Origin of the sequence: Paraburkholderia flagellata (assembly GCF_021390645.1) — a bacterium.
GTDB lineage: Bacteria > Pseudomonadota > Gammaproteobacteria > Burkholderiales > Burkholderiaceae > Paraburkholderia > Paraburkholderia flagellata.
Genome location: NZ_JAJEJT010000006.1, coordinates 180,205 through 197,669 on the forward strand (window position 1 = coordinate 180,205; position 17,465 = coordinate 197,669).

At 61.8% G+C, this 17,465-nt stretch carries 14 protein-coding genes; 1 reads left to right on the forward strand and 13 read right to left on the reverse strand.

The genetic code is table 11. The features are described from left to right. The first annotated feature begins 68 nt into the window (after positions 1-68). Positions 69-2,672 carry a DUF3772 domain-containing protein gene (locus L0U83_RS40260; protein WP_233890168.1) on the forward strand — a complete coding sequence of 868 codons (2,604 nt, stop codon included), beginning with the start codon at positions 69-71 and terminating at the stop codon, positions 2,670-2,672. On the opposite strand, the gene L0U83_RS40265 is transcribed toward L0U83_RS40260, so the two are convergent. The 13 genes from L0U83_RS40265 to L0U83_RS40325 form a co-directional block, all read right to left on the reverse strand. Beyond that, positions 2,601-3,686, reverse strand: coding sequence for a porin (locus L0U83_RS40265; protein ID WP_233890220.1), 1,086 nt, complete (start codon positions 3,684-3,686; stop codon positions 2,601-2,603). The two genes, L0U83_RS40260 and L0U83_RS40265, sit on opposite strands and share 72 nt — an antisense overlap. Before the next feature lie 76 nt (positions 3,687-3,762). After that, positions 3,763-5,418, reverse strand: a complete 1,656-nt coding sequence (locus L0U83_RS40270) for a fatty acid--CoA ligase (protein WP_233890169.1) — start codon at positions 5,416-5,418, stop codon at positions 3,763-3,765. 106 nt (positions 5,419-5,524) lie between these two features. Continuing rightward, entirely contained in the window at positions 5,525-6,289 is a 765-nt protein-coding gene (locus L0U83_RS40275; protein WP_233890170.1) for a glucose 1-dehydrogenase, read from the reverse strand. Positions 6,290-6,380: 91 nt separating this feature from the next. Further along, a complete protein-coding gene (locus L0U83_RS40280; protein WP_233890171.1) occupies positions 6,381-7,595 on the reverse strand; it encodes a serine hydrolase domain-containing protein in 1,215 nt (404 codons plus the stop codon). Between the two features lie 23 nt (positions 7,596-7,618). After that, positions 7,619-8,440, reverse strand: coding sequence for an SDR family NAD(P)-dependent oxidoreductase (locus tag L0U83_RS40285; RefSeq protein WP_233890172.1), 822 nt, complete (start codon positions 8,438-8,440; stop codon positions 7,619-7,621). 48 nt (positions 8,441-8,488) lie between these two features. Further along, the gene (locus tag L0U83_RS40290; RefSeq protein WP_233890173.1) at positions 8,489-9,769 is read right to left on the reverse strand and encodes an MFS transporter; all 1,281 of its coding nucleotides are present in this window, start codon (positions 9,767-9,769) and stop codon (positions 8,489-8,491) included. A gap of 104 nt (positions 9,770-9,873) precedes the next feature. Beyond that, a complete protein-coding gene (locus L0U83_RS40295) occupies positions 9,874-10,764 on the reverse strand; it encodes an NAD(P)-dependent oxidoreductase (protein WP_233890174.1) in 891 nt (296 codons plus the stop codon). Between the two features lie 11 nt (positions 10,765-10,775). Next, positions 10,776-11,243 carry a nuclear transport factor 2 family protein gene (locus tag L0U83_RS40300; protein WP_233890175.1) on the reverse strand — a complete coding sequence of 156 codons (468 nt, stop codon included), beginning with the start codon at positions 11,241-11,243 and terminating at the stop codon, positions 10,776-10,778. A 7-nt stretch (positions 11,244-11,250) separates the two neighbouring features. Then, entirely contained in the window at positions 11,251-12,183 is a 933-nt protein-coding gene (kce, locus tag L0U83_RS40305; protein ID WP_233890176.1) for a 3,5-dioxohexanoate:acetyl-CoA acetone transferase, read from the reverse strand. Between the two features lie 5 nt (positions 12,184-12,188). Further along, positions 12,189-13,067, reverse strand: a complete 879-nt coding sequence (locus L0U83_RS40310) for a fumarylacetoacetate hydrolase family protein (RefSeq protein ID WP_233890177.1) — start codon at positions 13,065-13,067, stop codon at positions 12,189-12,191. A 76-nt stretch (positions 13,068-13,143) separates the two neighbouring features. Next, positions 13,144-14,082 carry a VOC family protein gene (locus tag L0U83_RS40315; RefSeq protein ID WP_233890178.1) on the reverse strand — a complete coding sequence of 313 codons (939 nt, stop codon included), beginning with the start codon at positions 14,080-14,082 and terminating at the stop codon, positions 13,144-13,146. Further along, the gene (mhpA, locus tag L0U83_RS40320; protein ID WP_233890179.1) at positions 14,073-15,689 is read right to left on the reverse strand and encodes a bifunctional 3-(3-hydroxy-phenyl)propionate/3-hydroxycinnamic acid hydroxylase MhpA; all 1,617 of its coding nucleotides are present in this window, start codon (positions 15,687-15,689) and stop codon (positions 14,073-14,075) included. Before mhpA ends, L0U83_RS40315 begins: the two co-directional genes overlap by 10 nt. Before the next feature lie 621 nt (positions 15,690-16,310). Further along, positions 16,311-17,078, reverse strand: a complete 768-nt coding sequence (locus L0U83_RS40325) for a TetR/AcrR family transcriptional regulator (RefSeq protein WP_308445132.1) — start codon at positions 17,076-17,078, stop codon at positions 16,311-16,313. Positions 17,079-17,465 lie beyond the last annotated feature (387 nt).

Sequence of the window (17,465 nt, forward strand, 5' to 3'; positions counted from 1 at the left end):
ATGGATGGCGCCTGCTGCGCCATCAGGCATGCAACGACGTTCTGCGCGTCTATTCCCATGCCCGAGCTATGCAACAAGCACTTCTGGCCGCTTTCCGCCTCATCGTCCTTGCATTGTCTGGCCTGGTTGCGGCCGTAGCGTGCGCGGCCGGCACCTCGCCTCCCGGGGCGGACAGTGGCTATTTTGTGCCCGTCTCCGGCGTCGGTTCCGATGCGGCGGAAGCACTCAATGCGCTTCAGGCCAGGGAAGACGCCATCAGGCAGCGCGCATCGACGGCAACCGGTGATGCCGAACTGATCGAGCTGGACTCGCTGAGCCGGCGCATAGCCGACGACGTCGACAGACTGCTCGCAACCTCGCTGCAGCCTGAGCTCGGCAGGACGCATGCGCAGCTCGACGTGCTGGGAGCGGCGCCCGTTGCCGGCACGAGTTCGGAAACACCCGCCGTCGCCCAGCAACGCAACGCCCTCACGGCGCAGAAAACGCGACTTGATGCGCAAGTCAGACAGGCGGAAGGCATCAAAGGCAATCTCGTCAATGTTGACGCACAGATTGCACGATTGCTTCATGCACATCTGAAAGACCAGCTCGCGCTGCGCACCGACAGCATTCTAAGCGCCGCGTTCTGGGCGCCCATGGTTCACCCGGAAGCGGCTGACTATCAGAGTCTGCGAGCGTTTGGCGAGCAGGTCGAAAAGCTGATTCGATCGATGTGGCAACCGGGACGCTTCCTCGCCACGGCGATCCTTCTGCTGGCCGCGCTAGCCTGCGCAACAGTTGGTGCTAGCCTTCTTGAACGAACGCTAGGATTGATTTGTCTTCGACGTCTGCCGGAAGGACGGCTGCGGCGCAGTGCCTTCGCGATATCGACCGTGTTCGCGACGCTGGCAGCCACGATGGTTGCGATGCACCTGGTCAGCATGGCCATCGTCAATCAACAAAGCTTGTCACCCGCCCTTCAGACCTTCACTGACGAGCTTGTCAAGCACATCGTCAATTGTGCGTTGGTCCTCGCGCTTGGCAGGGCGTTCCTGTGCACCCGGCATCCTACCTGGCGCCTGCCTGCTATCGCTGATCCGGTTGCGCAGGCGCTCAGATCTTTTCCGCGGACGTTGGCCGCACTCCTGCTGTTTTCAGGGGCGATAGAGCAAATCCACCGAGCTGTCGACACCAGCCTTCAGCTCACCATTTTCACTCGCGGTCTCGTCGCGTTGGTCGTCGCGTTGACCATCGGCGCGTCGTTGCTTCATGCGAACCGGGTACGTACCGCACTTGCCGCAGCCGGCAATTCGCCTGAAGGTCGGTCGACACTTGCGGGTTTGATTCATGCTGCCGCATGCATCGTCGTAGTGGGCGCCCTGGCTGCGTTAGTCTGCGGGTACATTTCCGTTGCGCGCTTCCTGACCTACGAGCTCGTGTGGTTCGACATCGTCCTGTGCAGCCTCTATTTTCTCGTGATGCTTACGCGCGATGTATGCGAAAGCATCTTTTCCCCAGCACATGCAAGCGGCAATACGATCAAGCATCTGTTTGGCCTCGAAAATGCCCATCTCGCACAGATCTCGACGGTATTTACCGGGGTTTGCCGAAGCGCACTCATCATCGCCGCAGTCATTGCACTGCTCACAGGCGGTCTCGGAAGCACGCCCGCGGAGCTCATCGACAGCATTCTCGAAGTGCTGGGCGGCGACCGGCTGCGTGCGCTCAATATCGTCCCCGATCATATCTTCAGCGCCCTGCTCACATCCGGCATTGGAATATATCTGGTGCGGTCCGTGCGCAAATGGTTCGACAGGGAGTTGTTGCCGAAGACAGAAATGAGTCCCGGCATGCGCGCGTCGTTGCTGACCTTGTTTGCAAATATCGGTTACGTACTCGTCGTGCTGCAAACCTTGTCTGTGCTAGGAGTCAGATGGCACAACCTCGCATGGATAGTCAGTGCATTGTCGGTGGGAATCGGTTTTGGTCTGCAGGAGATCGTAAAGAACTTTATTTCCGGGCTCATCTTGCTCGCGGAGCGACCGGTGAAGGTAGGCGACATGATCAGTATCGCCGGCATCGAGGGCGACATACGGCGCATTAGCGTACGTGCCACCCAGATCCAGCTTGCGGACAAGTCGACCGTGATCGTGCCGAACTCGCAGCTCATCTCGCAGAACGTCCGCAACGTCACGATGGGAAACACCACGCAAGGTATCGCCGCCCTGGTGCTTACATTCGCGCTGGATGTCGACCCGGAGCGCGTCCGCGAAATTCTTCTCGATGTCTACAGGGATCACCCTTCGGTTCTCGCGCATCCGGCGCCGTCCGTCATGTTCAGTCAGTTGACCCCCGAAGGCATCACGCTCACGGTCACGGGGCATGTCAGGAGCCCCAGGATCGCTGCCGACACCAAAAGTGAACTCCTGTTCGCCATCCTGAAGCGGCTCCGTGCCGCGGATATCCCTTTGTCGAACCCACGAACGGTTTTGGTCCATGCACCGCACGGTTACCTTCCCAATGGGCCTGGGGCCGCTTCGGGCGGGTCGCCGAATAGCAGTTCTCCGTTACCCGGCGCAACGAGCGTATCGGCGAACCGCGCTCTCGGCACGGCCGCCCGATCAGAACACGTGGCGGATACCGACGTCCGCGCCAACTGTCGATCCCTGCACACCGAAGAGCGCCCCGTGTAATGAAAGACCCGTATTCATCTTGCCGTGATTATTGACGTACCCAACCTGCCCATAGAGCTGCGTCGCTTTCGACAGGCTGTATGTCAAGCCTGCCGCGGCCAGAATGGAATGGTTTGACGTATCGTTGCCGTCGCTCGTATACCACACGCCTCCATTGAGGTTCGCCGCGGGCGTGACCAAATAGCTTGCGCCTGCGCCGTACACCCGGTTGTCGAACGAACCCGCGACCTTGTAGTTGACGTAGTTCAACTTCACAGTCAAGTCGCCTGCCTGATAGCTCGCGCCGATCGTGCGCCCGGAAAACTGCACCGTGCTCGGGATTGGCGTCGTTGTTGCCGTGCCGCCCGCGTTGCCGCTGTACATTGCGGCGCTCACCGCAAAAGGACCGGCATGGTAGTCTAGGCTTGCCGAATACTGGCGGCCAGCCTGAAAATTGCCCGGCGTGCCTCCGAATGCGAAGAGCGCGCTGCCCTGAAATCCCGCAATCGTCGGCGAAGTGTATGAAACGGCATTCGCATTGAATACGCCTGTGACAAACACGTTGCCGATATAGAGCGGCACACCGCTACCGAAAGACGAAGTGTTGCGCGGATCCATCGCAATGATCGAAAGCGCGAAAGGCGAATACTGGAGACCGGCTTTCACGGTGCCGAAACCTCCCGCGACACCGACCCATGCCTGGCGGCCAAACAGATTGCCGTTCGAATCGTTGAAGCCGCCGTTCGCCATGTCGATGCCACTTTCGAGCGCGAACATCGTTTGAAAGCCGCCGCCCAGGTCTTCCGTTCCTCTCAGCCCGAACAGCGACGGCCCCACTCCGCCCGAGATGAACGAAAACTGATGTCCGGCGTTGTTTCCAGTGGCTGGATCGAGCGTTCGGCTGGTGTAGAGCAGCCCTGTGTCGACTATCCCATAGAGTGTCACGCTGCTTTGCGCGTAGGCCGTGGTTACGCTGCTACCCAGCAACAGAGCCACCAATGCGATGTTACGGGTCCGTGAATACGTCGATGCCATAACTAGTCTCCGGGTCCTATCGTTGTGTTTGTCCGCACGTGGCGAACACGCGTCATGCCGCGCGATGAATTCCGTTTTACTCAACGTTCGTTGAGGCGCTCTGGTACCTGGCCCTGAGTCGCTTCTTGTCGATCTTGCCGACGCTCGTCTTGTCGATCTGCTCGACGAAAACGACGCGATCAGGCACCGCATATCTGGAGATCACGCCGCGAGCGGCAAATCCCTTCAAGTGCTCGAGGATCTGTTCCTCATCGGCGTGCTTGTCCGGTTTGAGCACCACCAAGGGCATGGGCCGCTCGCCCCACCTGGCGTCTTTGACACAGATCACCGCCACTTCGCTAACGGCAGGGTGGCGCGAGACGAGATCCTCCAGTTCTAGCGACGAGACCCACTCCCCGCCTGTCTTGATGACATCCTTGATGCGGTCGGTAACCTGCAGGTAGCCCTTGCTGTCAATCGCACCGATATCGCTCGTGTGCAGATAGCCGCCGCGCCAGAGCGCTTCCGATGCGGCGGGATCCCCAACGTAGCCCTGCGTCAGCCAGGGCGCTCGCGCCACGATTTCGCCGGTGGACTTGCCGTCGTGGGCGACATCGTTAATCGACGTATCGACGACGCGAAGATCGACGAGCGGAATAGGCAGCCCCGTTTTCGTGCGAATGTCGAGATCGCGCTCTGCGTCGTCCGGCATCGACGACTTGTGCTGCGCGAGTGTCAGGATCGGGCAGGTCTCGGACATGCCATAACCCGTGAAGATATCGATGCCCCGCTCGACCGCCGCGCGGGCAAGGCCGCGCGGCAGCGCCGAACCGCCCACTATCACCTTCCAGCCCTTCATGTCGACATTCGCGGCGGCGGGGCTGGATAGCACCATGTGCATCAATGTCGGCACCCCGTGCGAGAACGTGACTTTCTCGCGTTTCAGCAGGTCGATAAGCGTCTCGGGCACGTACCGGCCTGGGTACACCTGCTTCAGCCCGAGCAACGTCGCGACATACGGCATTCCCCACGCGTGTACGTGGAACATCGGCGTCATTGGCATATATACGTCGTCGCGGTGGATGCGTCCCTGTTGCGGTGCGCTCGACAGCGCCGCCGCCAGAGAAAGCGTGTGCAGGACGAGTTGCCGGTGACTGAAATAAACGCCCTTCGGTTGGCCGGTCGTGCCCGTGGTGTAAAAGGTCGTCGCACGCGCGTTCTCGTCGAAATCCTCGAACACGTAGTCCGGCGATGCCGCAGCGAGCAACGACTCGTATTCGCCAACGAATCCGGCGGGCATCTCGCACGGATCGTTATCGTCAAGTAGTACTAAGCGATCAGGACAAACAAGATGAGTACGTGCGGCATCGAGTACCGCCATGAACCCGGTGTTGACCAGCAGCACCTTCGCGCGCGAGTGGCTCAATGTGTAGGCGATCTGCTCGGGGGAAAGCCGCACGTTGACGGTCATCAGCACGGCACCCATCATCGGAACGGCGAAATAGGACTCCAGGTAGCGGTTGCTATCCCAGTCCATGATCGCGACCGTGTCGCCTGGGCCGATCCCGATCGCTCGCAATCCGCTTGCCAGCCGGCCGATGCGATCGCGCAGCGTGCGATAGGTATAGCGCGTGCGGTCTCGATAGACGATCTGCTGCTCCGGGTTCACCGCGAGCGGCGTGAGCAACAACTGCCTGATCAGCAGTGGGTATGCGTAAGCGGCTTTGGCACCATCGAAAGGTGTGGATGTCATATTTGCTACCGGAATGGGTTGTACTAGTGACGTCGCACGGAGCGAGCCGTGAGCCCGTCGTCGTTACGACTATCGGCCGAGCGTGCGACGTCGAGGCTTGCGCTCTTCAAGCCGCGCCTGAAGCGTCGTCAAAGCCCCACACGATCGCCCCTGCGGTCTGGCCGCCATCGACAATGAACTCGGAGCCGGTCGAGAAAGCCGACTCGTCACTTGCGAGGTATACGACGAGGTTGCCGACCTCCGCGGGTTCGCCCATGCGGCGCAACGGAATGGCGTCGGTTGACGGTGCCGGACCGGCCATCGATAGCGGTGTCCTGATAAAGCCGGGATGGACGGAGTTGACCCGTATGCCATCCCGGGCGAGCTCGAGTGCCGCCGCCTTTGTGAGGCCGCGAACGCCGAATTTCGACGCAACGTAGGCCGGCAGGCCGGTGTAACCGAGCATCCCCGCCGCCGACGAAATGTTGACGATTGAGCCCCCGCCCGCGCTTCTCATTGCGGGAATCGCCGCCCTGATGCCTCGGAATACGCCCGACAGGTTGACCGCGAGTGTTTTTTCCCAATCGTGGTCGTCCAGATGCTCGATGAGTCCGTAGGTCGAAATGCCCGCGTTGTTCACCAGCACATTCAGCTTGCCGAACGCGTTGACCGCGGACTCGACCGCTTTTTGCCAGTCGGCGGATTTCGTGACGTCCAGATGCACATACCGCGCACCACTTCCGATTGCTTCCGCGAATGTCTGCCCTTCGCCATCGAGCACATCGGCGATGAGCACTTTCGCACCGGCGTCGGCCATCGCCTTCGCAATGGCCGCACCTATGCCGCGAGCCGCACCCGTAACTAATGCTACTTTCCCCTCGAGTCGGGACATGTTCCTTCTCCTTGGACAAATTTGCAGTGGACCCTGCGGCGCGCATGAAACCGCCGCTGGGGCGCCAACCGGCAGCCGTCAGTCCGCCTGATCAGTTCGTTATGGCCGCCAGCACCAGCGTTGCAATGGTGGACATGCGCTCCAGGTGGCGGCTGTCCTCCATCAGGCCAGTCGAGAGGAACGCGATCGTGAGGTCACGCTGCGGATCGATGCTGAACTCGTTGCATCCTGCGCCAAACCCGCCGAAGGCCTTCGCCGAATGCAGCGCGCTGAAGTGATGACCCGGGAGATTGCCGTCGCCCCGAACGAAGAAGCCGACGCCGATGGCCGCGGGATACGTCATCCAGTTACGCATGCCGCAGGTCGTGTCGAAGAAGACGTTGCGCATGTCGCCCGTATGGTTTCGCGCGCAAAAGTCGATCATCGCCGGCGACAGCACGCGCACGCCATCCAGCGCACCGCCCTGCCGCAACATCTCGGCGAAGCGCAGTACGTCGTTGATCGTCGTCATGCATCCGCCACCCGGGATCTCGCAGCCCGGCATAGCGATCAGCGCGCCCACGCCCTCGACCGCCTCCTTGGGGGTCAGCGACGGCATGTTCTCGTACGCTACGCGCACCGGGCATAGACGTTCGAGGAGATCGGCTCGTGGGCCGAGACTGGTGTCGCTCATGCGAAGCGGCTCGAACAGCTCCTCGCGCAGCATGTCGGCAAAACGCCGGCCACGACCGCCGACACGCAGGCACATCGCTGCGATGATCGAATGACCGAGCAACAGCGAATAATTGACACGTTCGCCGGGCTGCGATTCGAGAGGCAGTCCGCAAGCGTAATGCACCATCGCGTCGATGTTCGTCAGCACCTCGGGCGGCACGTTCGGCACAGCCGACAGGACACCGCTCGTATGCGTGAGCAGGTGGTAGAGGTTGACCCGCTCCTTGCCGAGCGTGCCGAACTCCGGGATCACCTCCGCCACGGGCGCGTGCAGCTTGAGCAAACCGCGCTCGACCAGCGACAACGCGAGCACGTTGGTGAACTGTTTCGCGACCGACATCGATGCAAAAACTGAGTCCGGCTGTAGACGAGTGCCAGCTGCACGGTCTGCATGGCCTTCGCACAAATCGAGCACCGTCGTGCCCCGACGTGCGACGCGCATGGCGACGCCGTGGCAACGCCCCTGCTCGACGTCCGATATGACGGCTTCGCGCACGCGCGCGAGGCGCGACGCGTCGAAGCCATATGCCTGCAGCGCATCACGATCTGCTGCGACGGATGCCTTGCGGCTGCTGTTTGCAACTTCAGTCATGACAAGCTCCACTGAGGGTTCATTTACAGAGGCTTCCCGACCAGTTGTGTGGGGAACATCCCGCGCACCGTGGCCGCGCCGTCCGCCACATGGACCTGGCCGGTCACGTACGACGCCGCATCCGAGCAGAGGAAGAGGACGGACCCCGCCATCTCTTCCGGCCGCGCCGGCCGGCCGATCGGCGCGGCTTCGCGCAGTCGCGCGTTGAGTGCCGGTTCGTCCTTCAGCGCCACCGTCATCGGCGTATCGACCCAGCCGGGCGCCAGCGCATTGATACGGATGCCCTGGCTCGCGTATTCGATCGCGGCACTCTTCGTGAGCCCGATGACGCCGTGCTTCGCTGCGACGTAGCCGGCCACGCCGGGCTCGGCCACGATGCCTGCCACGGACGCAGTGTTCACGATCGCCCCGCTGCCCGAGCGCGCCATTTCCTGCAGCTCGTACTTCATGCACAGGAATACTCCGCGCAGATTGACGGCGAGCAGGCGATCGAAAACAGCGAGATCCAGCTGTGCGAGCGCGCTGCGGTCGGCGTCTCTGGGTGCAATTCCTGCGTTGTTGAACGCGCAGTCGAGCTTGCCGAAGCGCCGTACCGTCTCCGACACGAGATGTTGCACGTCGGCTTCGCTGGAAACGTCGGTGCGCACAAAGATCACCTCCGCACCGAGGCGCTTGATGCCATCGAGGGTTTCACGCGCGGCATCCTCGTTGATGTCGCCGATCGACAAGCGCGCTCCGTGTTTTGCGAAAGCGAGCGCCACAGCCCGTCCGATGCCAGTTGCGGCACCCGTGACGAGCACCGTTTTTCCGTGGAAGTCCAGAAGATCCGATGCGAGCGAAGTCATATTCCATTCCTTGTTTTGAGCAAGATTGAGCCGTCGTGCCGCGCACGTTCACGCCGCGGGCATGCCGGCATCGGCGGGGTTTCCGGCGCTAGCCCGTCTAGGCTCCCGCACGGCAAGCAGCACGATCACGCATGCGAGCGACATGGCGCCGACTGCGATCCATGGCACCGCGGCGATGCCGAGGCGTTGAGCCACGGTGCCGGCCATCGCGGGGGCCACCGCGCCGCCGCAAACTTCGCCGATGCCGACCACCACGCCCGTCGCGGTGGTCACACAGCGTGCAGGGACCGAGCCGTGCGTGAGCGGCCCGACGTTGATCGCGAGGACACCCGTGTTCATGAAGGCGGCGACGAAGAGCAAGACGCACAGCGTGGCGGACTGCGCCCCACCGATCGAAGGCAGAACCCACAAGGCTACAAGGGCGAAAACCATTGCGCCGACCATTACCCGCTTGCATCCGAGACGATCCGAAAGCGCAGGAACGAGCACCATGCCGAGGCAGCCGCCAGCGCCGAACGCAGAAAGGACGATGCTCATGCTGCCGAGATCGAGCTTCAGGTAATCAACCAGATAGTTCGGCATGAACGCCGCCAGCACGAGCAGGCTAGTGAGAAAGCAGCACATCGAAGCGGTGTTGACGAGCACTGCGCGCTGGGAGAGCACGCTCCCCCACGAGGCCGGGGGTTCCGCCTGAACCTGCGCCCGCACCGGCGCGGCAGGCGGGCGCTCACGCAGAACACGCGCCAGCAGGCAGGCGACCACAAGTCCAGGCACGGACACGACCGCGAACACCCAGTGCCAGCTCGGCAGTGCCTTCAACAGACCAATGGCGATCAGCGGCCCGAGGAAAGAGCCAACCAGCGGCGACGCCATCTGCTGCAGACCGATATTCAGCCCGACGCGCGACGGCTTCGACGCTTCGATCGTCGCGACGATGCTGGCTGGCACGTATGCTCCCTCGGCGAGCCCCATGAGCCCGCGTATCAGTAGCAGGCTCATGAGTCCCGACGCGAGTCCGCTCGTGGCCACGAGTAGCGAAAAAGCGCCGATGGCTGGCACGAGCACTCGCTTGCGCCCCAGCCGGTCCGAGAGTCTGCCGCTGAAAATCGACGCGATTCCCCAACCTAGCGCCAGCACGGCCGAAATCAGGCCCAGTTCCTGGTAGTTCAACCCGAGATCCTTCTGCATTGCCGGAAAGAGCGGGTTGATGATGAAGCGGTCAAGACCGACCATCCCGAATCCGAGGGCGAGAAGCCCTACTGCCTTGAACTCGTAGCGCGCGTCCGACGAGCCGATATCGTCTAACGCGTGCGAAACTCTCGCGTGCATGGTGTCTCCTTGTGCCGGTCAAAGCCGGCGCTATGATGGAAAATCGATCCACGCCCGCGGACCCGCGGGCGCATGCCCCCGGACCGTCGCGGCGGGTGTTTCAACTACGAATGCACTGCGCCTCCAGCGTGCTCACGCTCGGCAGCAATCACGCTCGCCATGTCGGACTCGCCGCCGCCCAGTTCGCGCGCTCTCTGGTACCGCGCCCGTATGTCGATCAGGCCGGCCGTCGGTATGCCGGCAGACTCCGCAGCCGCGACGATCAGACCCAGGTCCTTGATCGCCGTGTCGACGCTGCCTCTCGGCGCGAAGTCGCCATCGATCATCTGCTTGCCCTTGGCCTGATAAAGCGGCGATCTGAAGCCGGTGATCCCCAGCAGTTCGAGCAGGATCTTCGGGTCCCCGTCGTTGGCCTCGATCATTGCCAATGAGGCCGCGAGATGCTCGACCATCGTCAGCACCAGCAGGTTTCCCGCAAGCTTCACCGTGGCCGCCGCGCCGACGGGGCCCACGTGAAAGATGCGATCGCTGTAGGCTTCCAGCACGGGACTCACGCGTGCCAGCACATCGGAATCTCCACCCACCACGGGCCAGAGACCTCCTGCCTCGGCCTCTTTCAGCGATCCGAAAAACGGCGCGTCGAGAAAGTCGACGCGCGCCTGCGCCGCCGAGATCGCAGCCTTGCGCTTGGTCGCAGCGGCCGTGGTCGACATCTCGATCACCACGGTACCTGGCCTGCAGCCTGCAAACACACCGTCGGAGCGCATCAGCACGTCGAGCACCGTCTCGTCGCCGGAAAGCACGACAACGACTGCATCGGCATTCCGGCTGGCATCAGCGGGCGTATTCGCCCAGTTGCCACCCGCAGCGATGGCTGCCGCCGCGTTTTCGCGGGTGCGGTTCCACACCGTCACGGTGTGTCCCCGGCGCGCCAGATGCCCTACCATCACCGATCCCATGGTGCCGGTTCCAACGACTGCCACATTCATCTTCATTGCCCTGCTCCTTATTCGCTAAACGAGCACATCACGCCCGCACCCTCGCCCGGTTCGAGCTGTTCCGGCGGTGACCCGCCAACTGCATGCGCTGCTGCTGCCCTCCAGCTCGCTTCTTCCACCTTGGTCGACTGGCAGAGCTCCATCTGCCAGTGTCGATCGACGCGGACCCAGATCTGGACTACAAAGGAAAAAGCCTCGAACGCCTGCTGCGCCGGAAGGCGCCACCCTTCGTAGCGCAACAGTCCCGTCATCCACGCCACGTCGCCGGCTGCCCGCACCTGCAGGTCACGTCGCTGCACGGCGCTGAACTGCACCTCTTGCCGAATGAACTGCATCAACGCTTCGCGTCCGTGAATGACACCTGGCGCATGCACATACACCAGCCGGGGCGACGTCAGCAGGTCAAGTTCGACGAAATCCCTGGTCAGCAACGCCGCGCAGCGCCGCTGTTCGAGTTCGAACACAGGATGTTGCATAGCCCCCTCATCCCAGTCGCACTTGCTGACGACCCTTCAGGTTCAGCATGTCCCGCACATCGCCTGGACTAGCGATCTGCATTCCCAACGACTCCAGCAAGCCACGGATCATGCGCACCTGCTCGGCATTCGAGGTAGCAAGCCGGCTCGGTCCGATCGACAGCGCGTCCTCGAGGCCGACGCGCACATTGCCGCCCATCAGTGCCGCCTGCATCGCCATTGGCATCTGGTGACGGCCAGCGCCGAGCACGCTCCATTGGTAACTGTCGCCGAACAGCTTGTCCGCGATGCGCTTCATATGGACGAGGTTGTCCGGGTCAGCGCCGATGCCGCCGAGAATGCCCATCACGAACTGGAGGAAAAGCGGCCCCTTCACGAGTCCACGGTCGACGAAGTGCTTCAGGCTGTACAGGTGGCCTACGTCGTAGCACTCGAACTCGAACCGCGTGTCGTGTGCCCGACCAAGGCCGACCAGCAGATCCTCGATGTCAGCGAAGGTATTGCGGAAGATGTTTGCGCGCGTTCGTTCGACGTAATCGCGCTCCCAGTCGTATTTCGTGTCCTTGACCTTGTCCAGCATGGTGTGGAATGCGAAATTGATCGAACCCATGTTGCACGAGGCCATTTCCGGCGAGACGTCGAACGCCGCGGCAAGCCGCTGCTCCATCGTCATCAGAACCGAGCCGCCCGTGGTGATGTTGATGACGGCGTCGGTGGCCGCGTGAATACGCAGCAGGAATTCGCGGTATACGGCGGGGTCGAACGAAGGCCGGCCGTCGTTGGGGTCGCGCGCATGCAGGTGCAGGATTGCGGCGCCGGCTTCGGCGGCTTCGATTGCCTGCTCGGCAATCTGGTCCGGCGTGATGGGAAGATGCGCGGACATGCTCGGCGTGTGAACGGAACCGGTGACGGCGCAGGTGATGATGATCTTGCGGGACATGTCTGTTACTCCGAGCGGTTCGGTTCGGCAACGACGAGATTTTCGATGTGCCCGATGCCATCGATCTCAACGCGCATCACATCGCCGATGCGGCGATACGACGGCGGTTTCATCGCCACGCCGACGCCCGAGGGCGTTCCCGTGGCAATAATGTCGCCAGGCTCGAGTGTCATTACCGTCGTCAGATGAGCGATTTGCTGCCAGATGTCGTAGATGAGTTCGCTCGTACAGCCTTCCTGGCGCAGTTCGCCGTTCACCTTCATGCGAATCTTCAGCGTGTGCGGATCGGGAATCTCGTCGGCGGTGACGATCCACGGGCCGATGGGCCCATGCGTGTTGAAGCTCTTGCCTAGTGTCATCGTCGGCGAGCGCATCTGCCAGTCGCGCACCGACACATCGTTCACGGCGAGGTAGCCGGCCACAACCGAAGGGGCTTGCTCGACGCTCACATGCCGACAGCGCTTGCCGATGACCACGCCAAGCTCGGCTTCGTAATCGAGCTGGTCGGATGCCACGGGCATCTGCACCGGATCGTACGGCCCGTTGATGCAGGAGACTTGCTTGTTGAACCACAATTGGCTGTCGGGAACTTTCACGCCAAGATCGATCGCCTCTTGCGCGTGTTTACGGTAGTTCATGCCGATGGCGAGGAACTTGGACGGGTTGGGCACGGGCGCTTCCAGACGGACATCGTCGAGCGGAAATGTCACTGCGTGGTCAAGCTCGACCGCTCGAGCCCGCTCGAGCGTGGCCGGTCCAGCCTGCAGCAGTTCGAGCATCGTATGCGGCAGCGCGCCGTCGCTCGAGGGCAGATCGATGATCTGGTCGTTTACTACTTTGCCGACCGATACACGGCCGCGGCAGCTAAAGGTGACGAGTTTCATGTCGGATCTTCGGTCGTTGAATCAAAGGAGCTCGCGGGCATCGCGCAGCGAAAAGGCACGCACGCGCTGGTCGCGCTCAAGCTTCGGAATTGACGAACAGGAGTGGCTCGGTTGGCGGCCCCCATAGATAAACGGAGTTATCTGCCGGATGGTCGAGACCCTGCCATTCGACGTCCGCAGGGATGTAGTCCATCGTGGCGGAGAACTCGCACCAGCTGCCCCATGGGTCTTGCGCGTAATAGAAATAGTTGGACCCGAGCACGTGACGTCCCACGCCCCACCCCGTGGTGTAGCCGGCCTCATGCATGCGCTTCATGCCGAGGCCAACGTCCTCGACGGTCGGCACATCCCAGCTCAGGTGATGCAGCGCCGGCCCTTCGCTGTGCATGAAAGCGACGAGATGATGATCGGACCCGTGCGGCGCGTGCAGGAAAGCCACCGCATCGCCACTGCGGTCCGACAGACGCAGACCCAGCACATCGGTGTAGAAGTCGAGCTGGGCAGAAACGGACGCCGTCATGCGTGCGATATGTGAAAGCCGCTGGGGCAAGGCCGGGTTCGCCTGACCGCTATACGGCGCACACCGTATCCCGTCCTGAGGAAGCTCGGGATGGCGGTGGTGCGAGCAGTTTATGGTCGTCTTGGCGCCGGGCTTCACTTGTAACGCCAGTCCATCAGGATCGCGAAACCAGATACCCGTGGCATCGCCAGCCGCAGGCGACGAAATCCGTTCGACTCCGCGGGAAAGGATATGGCTGTACAGTGCGTGCGCATCGTCCTCGAAACAATGAAAGCTCACGCTGTCGAGCTTTTTCCTCGTCCCTTCGCACAGGCGGCCCCAGACATGGCTACGGCCGTGTGTGCGTAGCGTCAGGCCGCTTGCATCGCGCTCCACCCGGAGGCCGAATGCGCGATAGAACTTCTCGGCTTGCGTGAGCGAAGGCACGGTCATGTGAAATTCACCGATCGAATGCACGCCCAAACGGTCGTACCGGCGTGAGGTGCTCATGCGCATCTCCTCTCGTCAGTTGCAGCGTGAGCGGCCAATCCCAGCGAATCTCGCCAGGCGTCCAGCAAACCGTCGATCTCTGCCCGCGTGCGTGCGCCGCCATACACATAGAAGTCGGGCCTCACGAGCGCTGCGACACAACCGAGCCCGCTAAGCCATTTCCCATAGTTCCCGTTCACGTCATTCATGCCGCCGGGGCCGATATGCACGATTGCCGCACCGTGAGCCCGCAGCGCCTCGTGATTGACGGCGGAGATCGCCGCCAGGGTGTCCGCGTCGCGGGCTATGAGCGCAAAGCCTCTGCCGACCACGTCGTCGAACAACCCTCGTGTTCCATTAAATTCCACCTCCGCTTGCATGCCGAGCCGTCCAGCCGCCGGTGCGCCGGCCATCCAGAGACCGGGTCCGAGGGATGGCGAGGGCGGAGGCGGCGCGACGTAGCCGGGCCTCGCCTGTGCGGCGCGCATTGATTCGTCGCGCCGCGTTGCAGCCTTGCGATCAGTGATGCAGACGAACTTGCCAAGGTCGATCGAAAAATCGATCAGCTCCCGCACATGACCGCTGCGCTCAGAGCCATAACTGTCCAGTACGCTTTCAGGCAGCCGGCCCTGCAGCACAGAATCGAGCCGCCAGGCGAGCGCCATGCTGTCACGCATGCCGCTGCACATACCCTGTCCCGCGAATGGCGGCATGAGGTGCGCGGCATCTCCGGCCAGCAAGACGCGGCCGCGCTTCCAGTCCGTGGCCCATTGCGCGCGGAACGTGTAGACGGCGTGCCGCTCCAGCTCTGCGTTAGCGCGCGTGACGTCCCAGGGCGCCAGTAGTTTCCACGCGACTTCCGCACGGTTCATGTCTTCGGCACGTTCGCCGGGCAGCAACATGAACTCCCAACGACGACGGCCAGGGCCGCCCGGCACCAGCGTCGCTGGCCGTGCCGGATCACATAGCTGCCACATGTTGGGCACCCAGTCACGCGCGAAGCGCGGCTTTACGTCGATCACCAGCCAGTCGAAAGCGAACCCGAGGTTTTGCCATCCGATATCCAGTGCTCGCCGCACGAAGGAGTTGGCGCCGTCGGCACCGATGACCCACTTCGCCTCGATGGAACCCTGCTCGCCCGTGCCAATCCATTGACCGTCGCGCAGCTCACCTCGCTCGATCCCAATCTGTACGCCAGTGTTCGTTTGAGTCAGCGCCTTCGCTTCCCAGCCCTGGCACACCGTGACGCACGACATCGCCTTCACGTGGCGGTCAAGAAGGCGCTCCAGATCGGGCTGCGCGAACATGCTGGCAACGGGCCATCCGCTTTGGCCGAGACCGCTCCAATCCAGCTGAAGCAGCAGATCGTTCTTCTCGTTGCGCCACTCGTAGAAGTCGATCCGATCCGCGATTGGCATGACCTCGTCAATGAGGCCCGCACACTGAAAAATGCGGGCGATCTCGTGATTGAAATGAACGGCGCGTGGCAACGGGTATAAATGCGGCCAGCGATCGACCACTGCGACCCGATGCCCTAGCCGACCCAGCAAAAGCGCCAGCAATTGGCCCGTGGGGCCGTAACCAACGATGGCCACATCCACAGAAACGGGCTCGTTTCCTTTCAGTGTCTCCACTTTGTCTTCCTCCAAAGTCAAACGCCTGCGTCGATACCCGGACCCGTTTGAATCGTCGTATCACATTGGCTTTGCTTTTTATTTTTTCGTCCCGGTAGCGTTCGATTCGCGCCTCCGTGAACACAGAGTAGGCCACGTGTACTTGCATGTCAAGATGACACTTTAGTTCATCTTGAACTGAAATGTTCATATCATTAGACGTTAAACCGGGGTAGTTTCATGCGCTCATAGCCGGGGCTCACGGGCAATGGTTTTGCGCCGGCGTCGCGAGTCTGGTGAGCTTTCTCGCGGCGGACGCGCTCGTCTTGCAGGAGGTGTGTCGATGAGTTCGACGTGATGCAGACCAGCAGAACGCTGGTGGCAGGAAGTCTGTGCGCGCCGGGACACGCAACGGGTGCTGTAGATATCTTCGTGGCGTGCAGTTCGCACGCGGGTAGCGCAATGACCCGGAGAAGTCGACCGTTATTCGGCGGCCAAACAAAAATGGAATCGCAGACGCGGTGCGCCCCTGGCCTCAAGTGCGCGGGAGCCAGTCATTGGCTGCCGCGCCGCCGACCACCGCAGTGACGACGCTGTCTCCTGTTGTGAAGATCAACGCCTCGCGTTGATGGACAAAGCGACTCAACCTGCGAGATGTCGCCGCGCCAGGGAAACGTCGTCGAAGACCCCCGCGGGCAACTCGACCTCCGGAAGCTCCATCTGGCTTAGGCGGGCAGAAAGCGCGGGGGCAACGCCTACCCCGCGTAGCGCGAGCAGCAGCACCTGTCGCAGGTGATCACGAGGCGCCTCCCCGGAGTTCACTGTCTGGATGCCCTGGTTCAGGCTCGCGAAGACCAGATCGTGGGCCGCACGTAAAGTCGGATAGTCGACTTCTCCTGCTTTGTGCGCCATCTTCAGGTCTCGCGGCAAGTACATATTGACCAGCTTTCCGGTCGCCTTGCTTCGTGAACCCACGCGCATCAGGAAATCGCCCCAGGTGGGCACGTCTACGCCAAGATGCATGTAGAGCAAGCAGCCAAGCGCCATCCGTTTCAGCGGATCGGGCACCTGGGAAACCACGTTTTCAATGCTGCCGACAATCGCGTCACTCAATTCTACAGTGACGGCATCCAGCAACTCCTGGGTTGAATTGAAGTAGTTATAGAAAGTACCGCGCGCGACGCCAGCTGCAGCGATGAAATCATCGATAACGGGCGCGTCTACCCCGCGTTCGGCAAAGACGGCCATTGCTGCAGCAAGCAGCCTCCGGCGTGTGCGCTCACTGCGTGCCGCGCCGGTGCGCACTCGGTGGTCCTCCGGCTCCGCCGCTCGCGCTTTGCGCGTCGGAACGGCGCGCGAACCCTCTGAGGAGCCGGTATTCTTTTTTGGCATTGGACTGCGCTTTTCCATTATGAATTAGACTGTCATGTTGACAAAGCACGTCATCAGAGTAGTCAGTATAGTACAAGGCCGGATTTGCATCCGGTTCGCGACAGCGGCACGGCGCTACGGACCTCGGCGGGCAGACCGGAACCGGGGTCCGCTTAAGAATTCAAATGTCGTACTTGAAGTTGCAAAATATTCGGGTTAGCGTAAGCATACGCCCCTAAAATTTGGCATCCGACAACTAGAAGCCATACCCGAGAGCCTCGAGCCGAGATGAGCCGGCGTCAACCATCGAGCATTTCGCACGTGCTTGACGCATTCGACCGGATTGGCGTCTTCCCTGCCGCCTCTCATGAATCACTCAGTAGAACGTAATGTTTCAACGTCGTCCGTCTTTTTTTGACCGTAGTC

Bases quoted from the DNA above. Each gene is read 5' to 3' on its own strand.
- L0U83_RS40260 (WP_233890168.1), top strand. From the start codon at position 69: ATGCAACAAGCACTTCTGGCCGCTTTCCGCCTCATCGTCCTTGCATTG.
- L0U83_RS40265 (WP_233890220.1), bottom strand. From the start codon at position 3,686: ATGGCATCGACGTATTCACGGACCCGTAACATCGCATTGGTGGCTCTG.
- L0U83_RS40270 (WP_233890169.1), bottom strand. From the start codon at position 5,418: ATGACATCCACACCTTTCGATGGTGCCAAAGCCGCTTACGCATACCCA.
- L0U83_RS40275 (WP_233890170.1), bottom strand. From the start codon at position 6,289: ATGTCCCGACTCGAGGGGAAAGTAGCATTAGTTACGGGTGCGGCTCGC.
- L0U83_RS40280 (WP_233890171.1), bottom strand. From the start codon at position 7,595: ATGACTGAAGTTGCAAACAGCAGCCGCAAGGCATCCGTCGCAGCAGAT.
- L0U83_RS40285 (WP_233890172.1), bottom strand. From the start codon at position 8,440: ATGACTTCGCTCGCATCGGATCTTCTGGACTTCCACGGAAAAACGGTG.
- L0U83_RS40290 (WP_233890173.1), bottom strand. From the start codon at position 9,769: ATGCACGCGAGAGTTTCGCACGCGTTAGACGATATCGGCTCGTCGGAC.
- L0U83_RS40295 (WP_233890174.1), bottom strand. From the start codon at position 10,764: ATGAAGATGAATGTGGCAGTCGTTGGAACCGGCACCATGGGATCGGTG.
- L0U83_RS40300 (WP_233890175.1), bottom strand. From the start codon at position 11,243: ATGCAACATCCTGTGTTCGAACTCGAACAGCGGCGCTGCGCGGCGTTG.
- kce (WP_233890176.1), bottom strand. From the start codon at position 12,183: ATGTCCCGCAAGATCATCATCACCTGCGCCGTCACCGGTTCCGTTCAC.
- L0U83_RS40310 (WP_233890177.1), bottom strand. From the start codon at position 13,067: ATGAAACTCGTCACCTTTAGCTGCCGCGGCCGTGTATCGGTCGGCAAA.
- L0U83_RS40315 (WP_233890178.1), bottom strand. From the start codon at position 14,082: ATGCGCATGAGCACCTCACGCCGGTACGACCGTTTGGGCGTGCATTCG.
- L0U83_RS40325 (WP_308445132.1), bottom strand. From the start codon at position 17,078: ATGGAAAAGCGCAGTCCAATGCCAAAAAAGAATACCGGCTCCTCAGAG.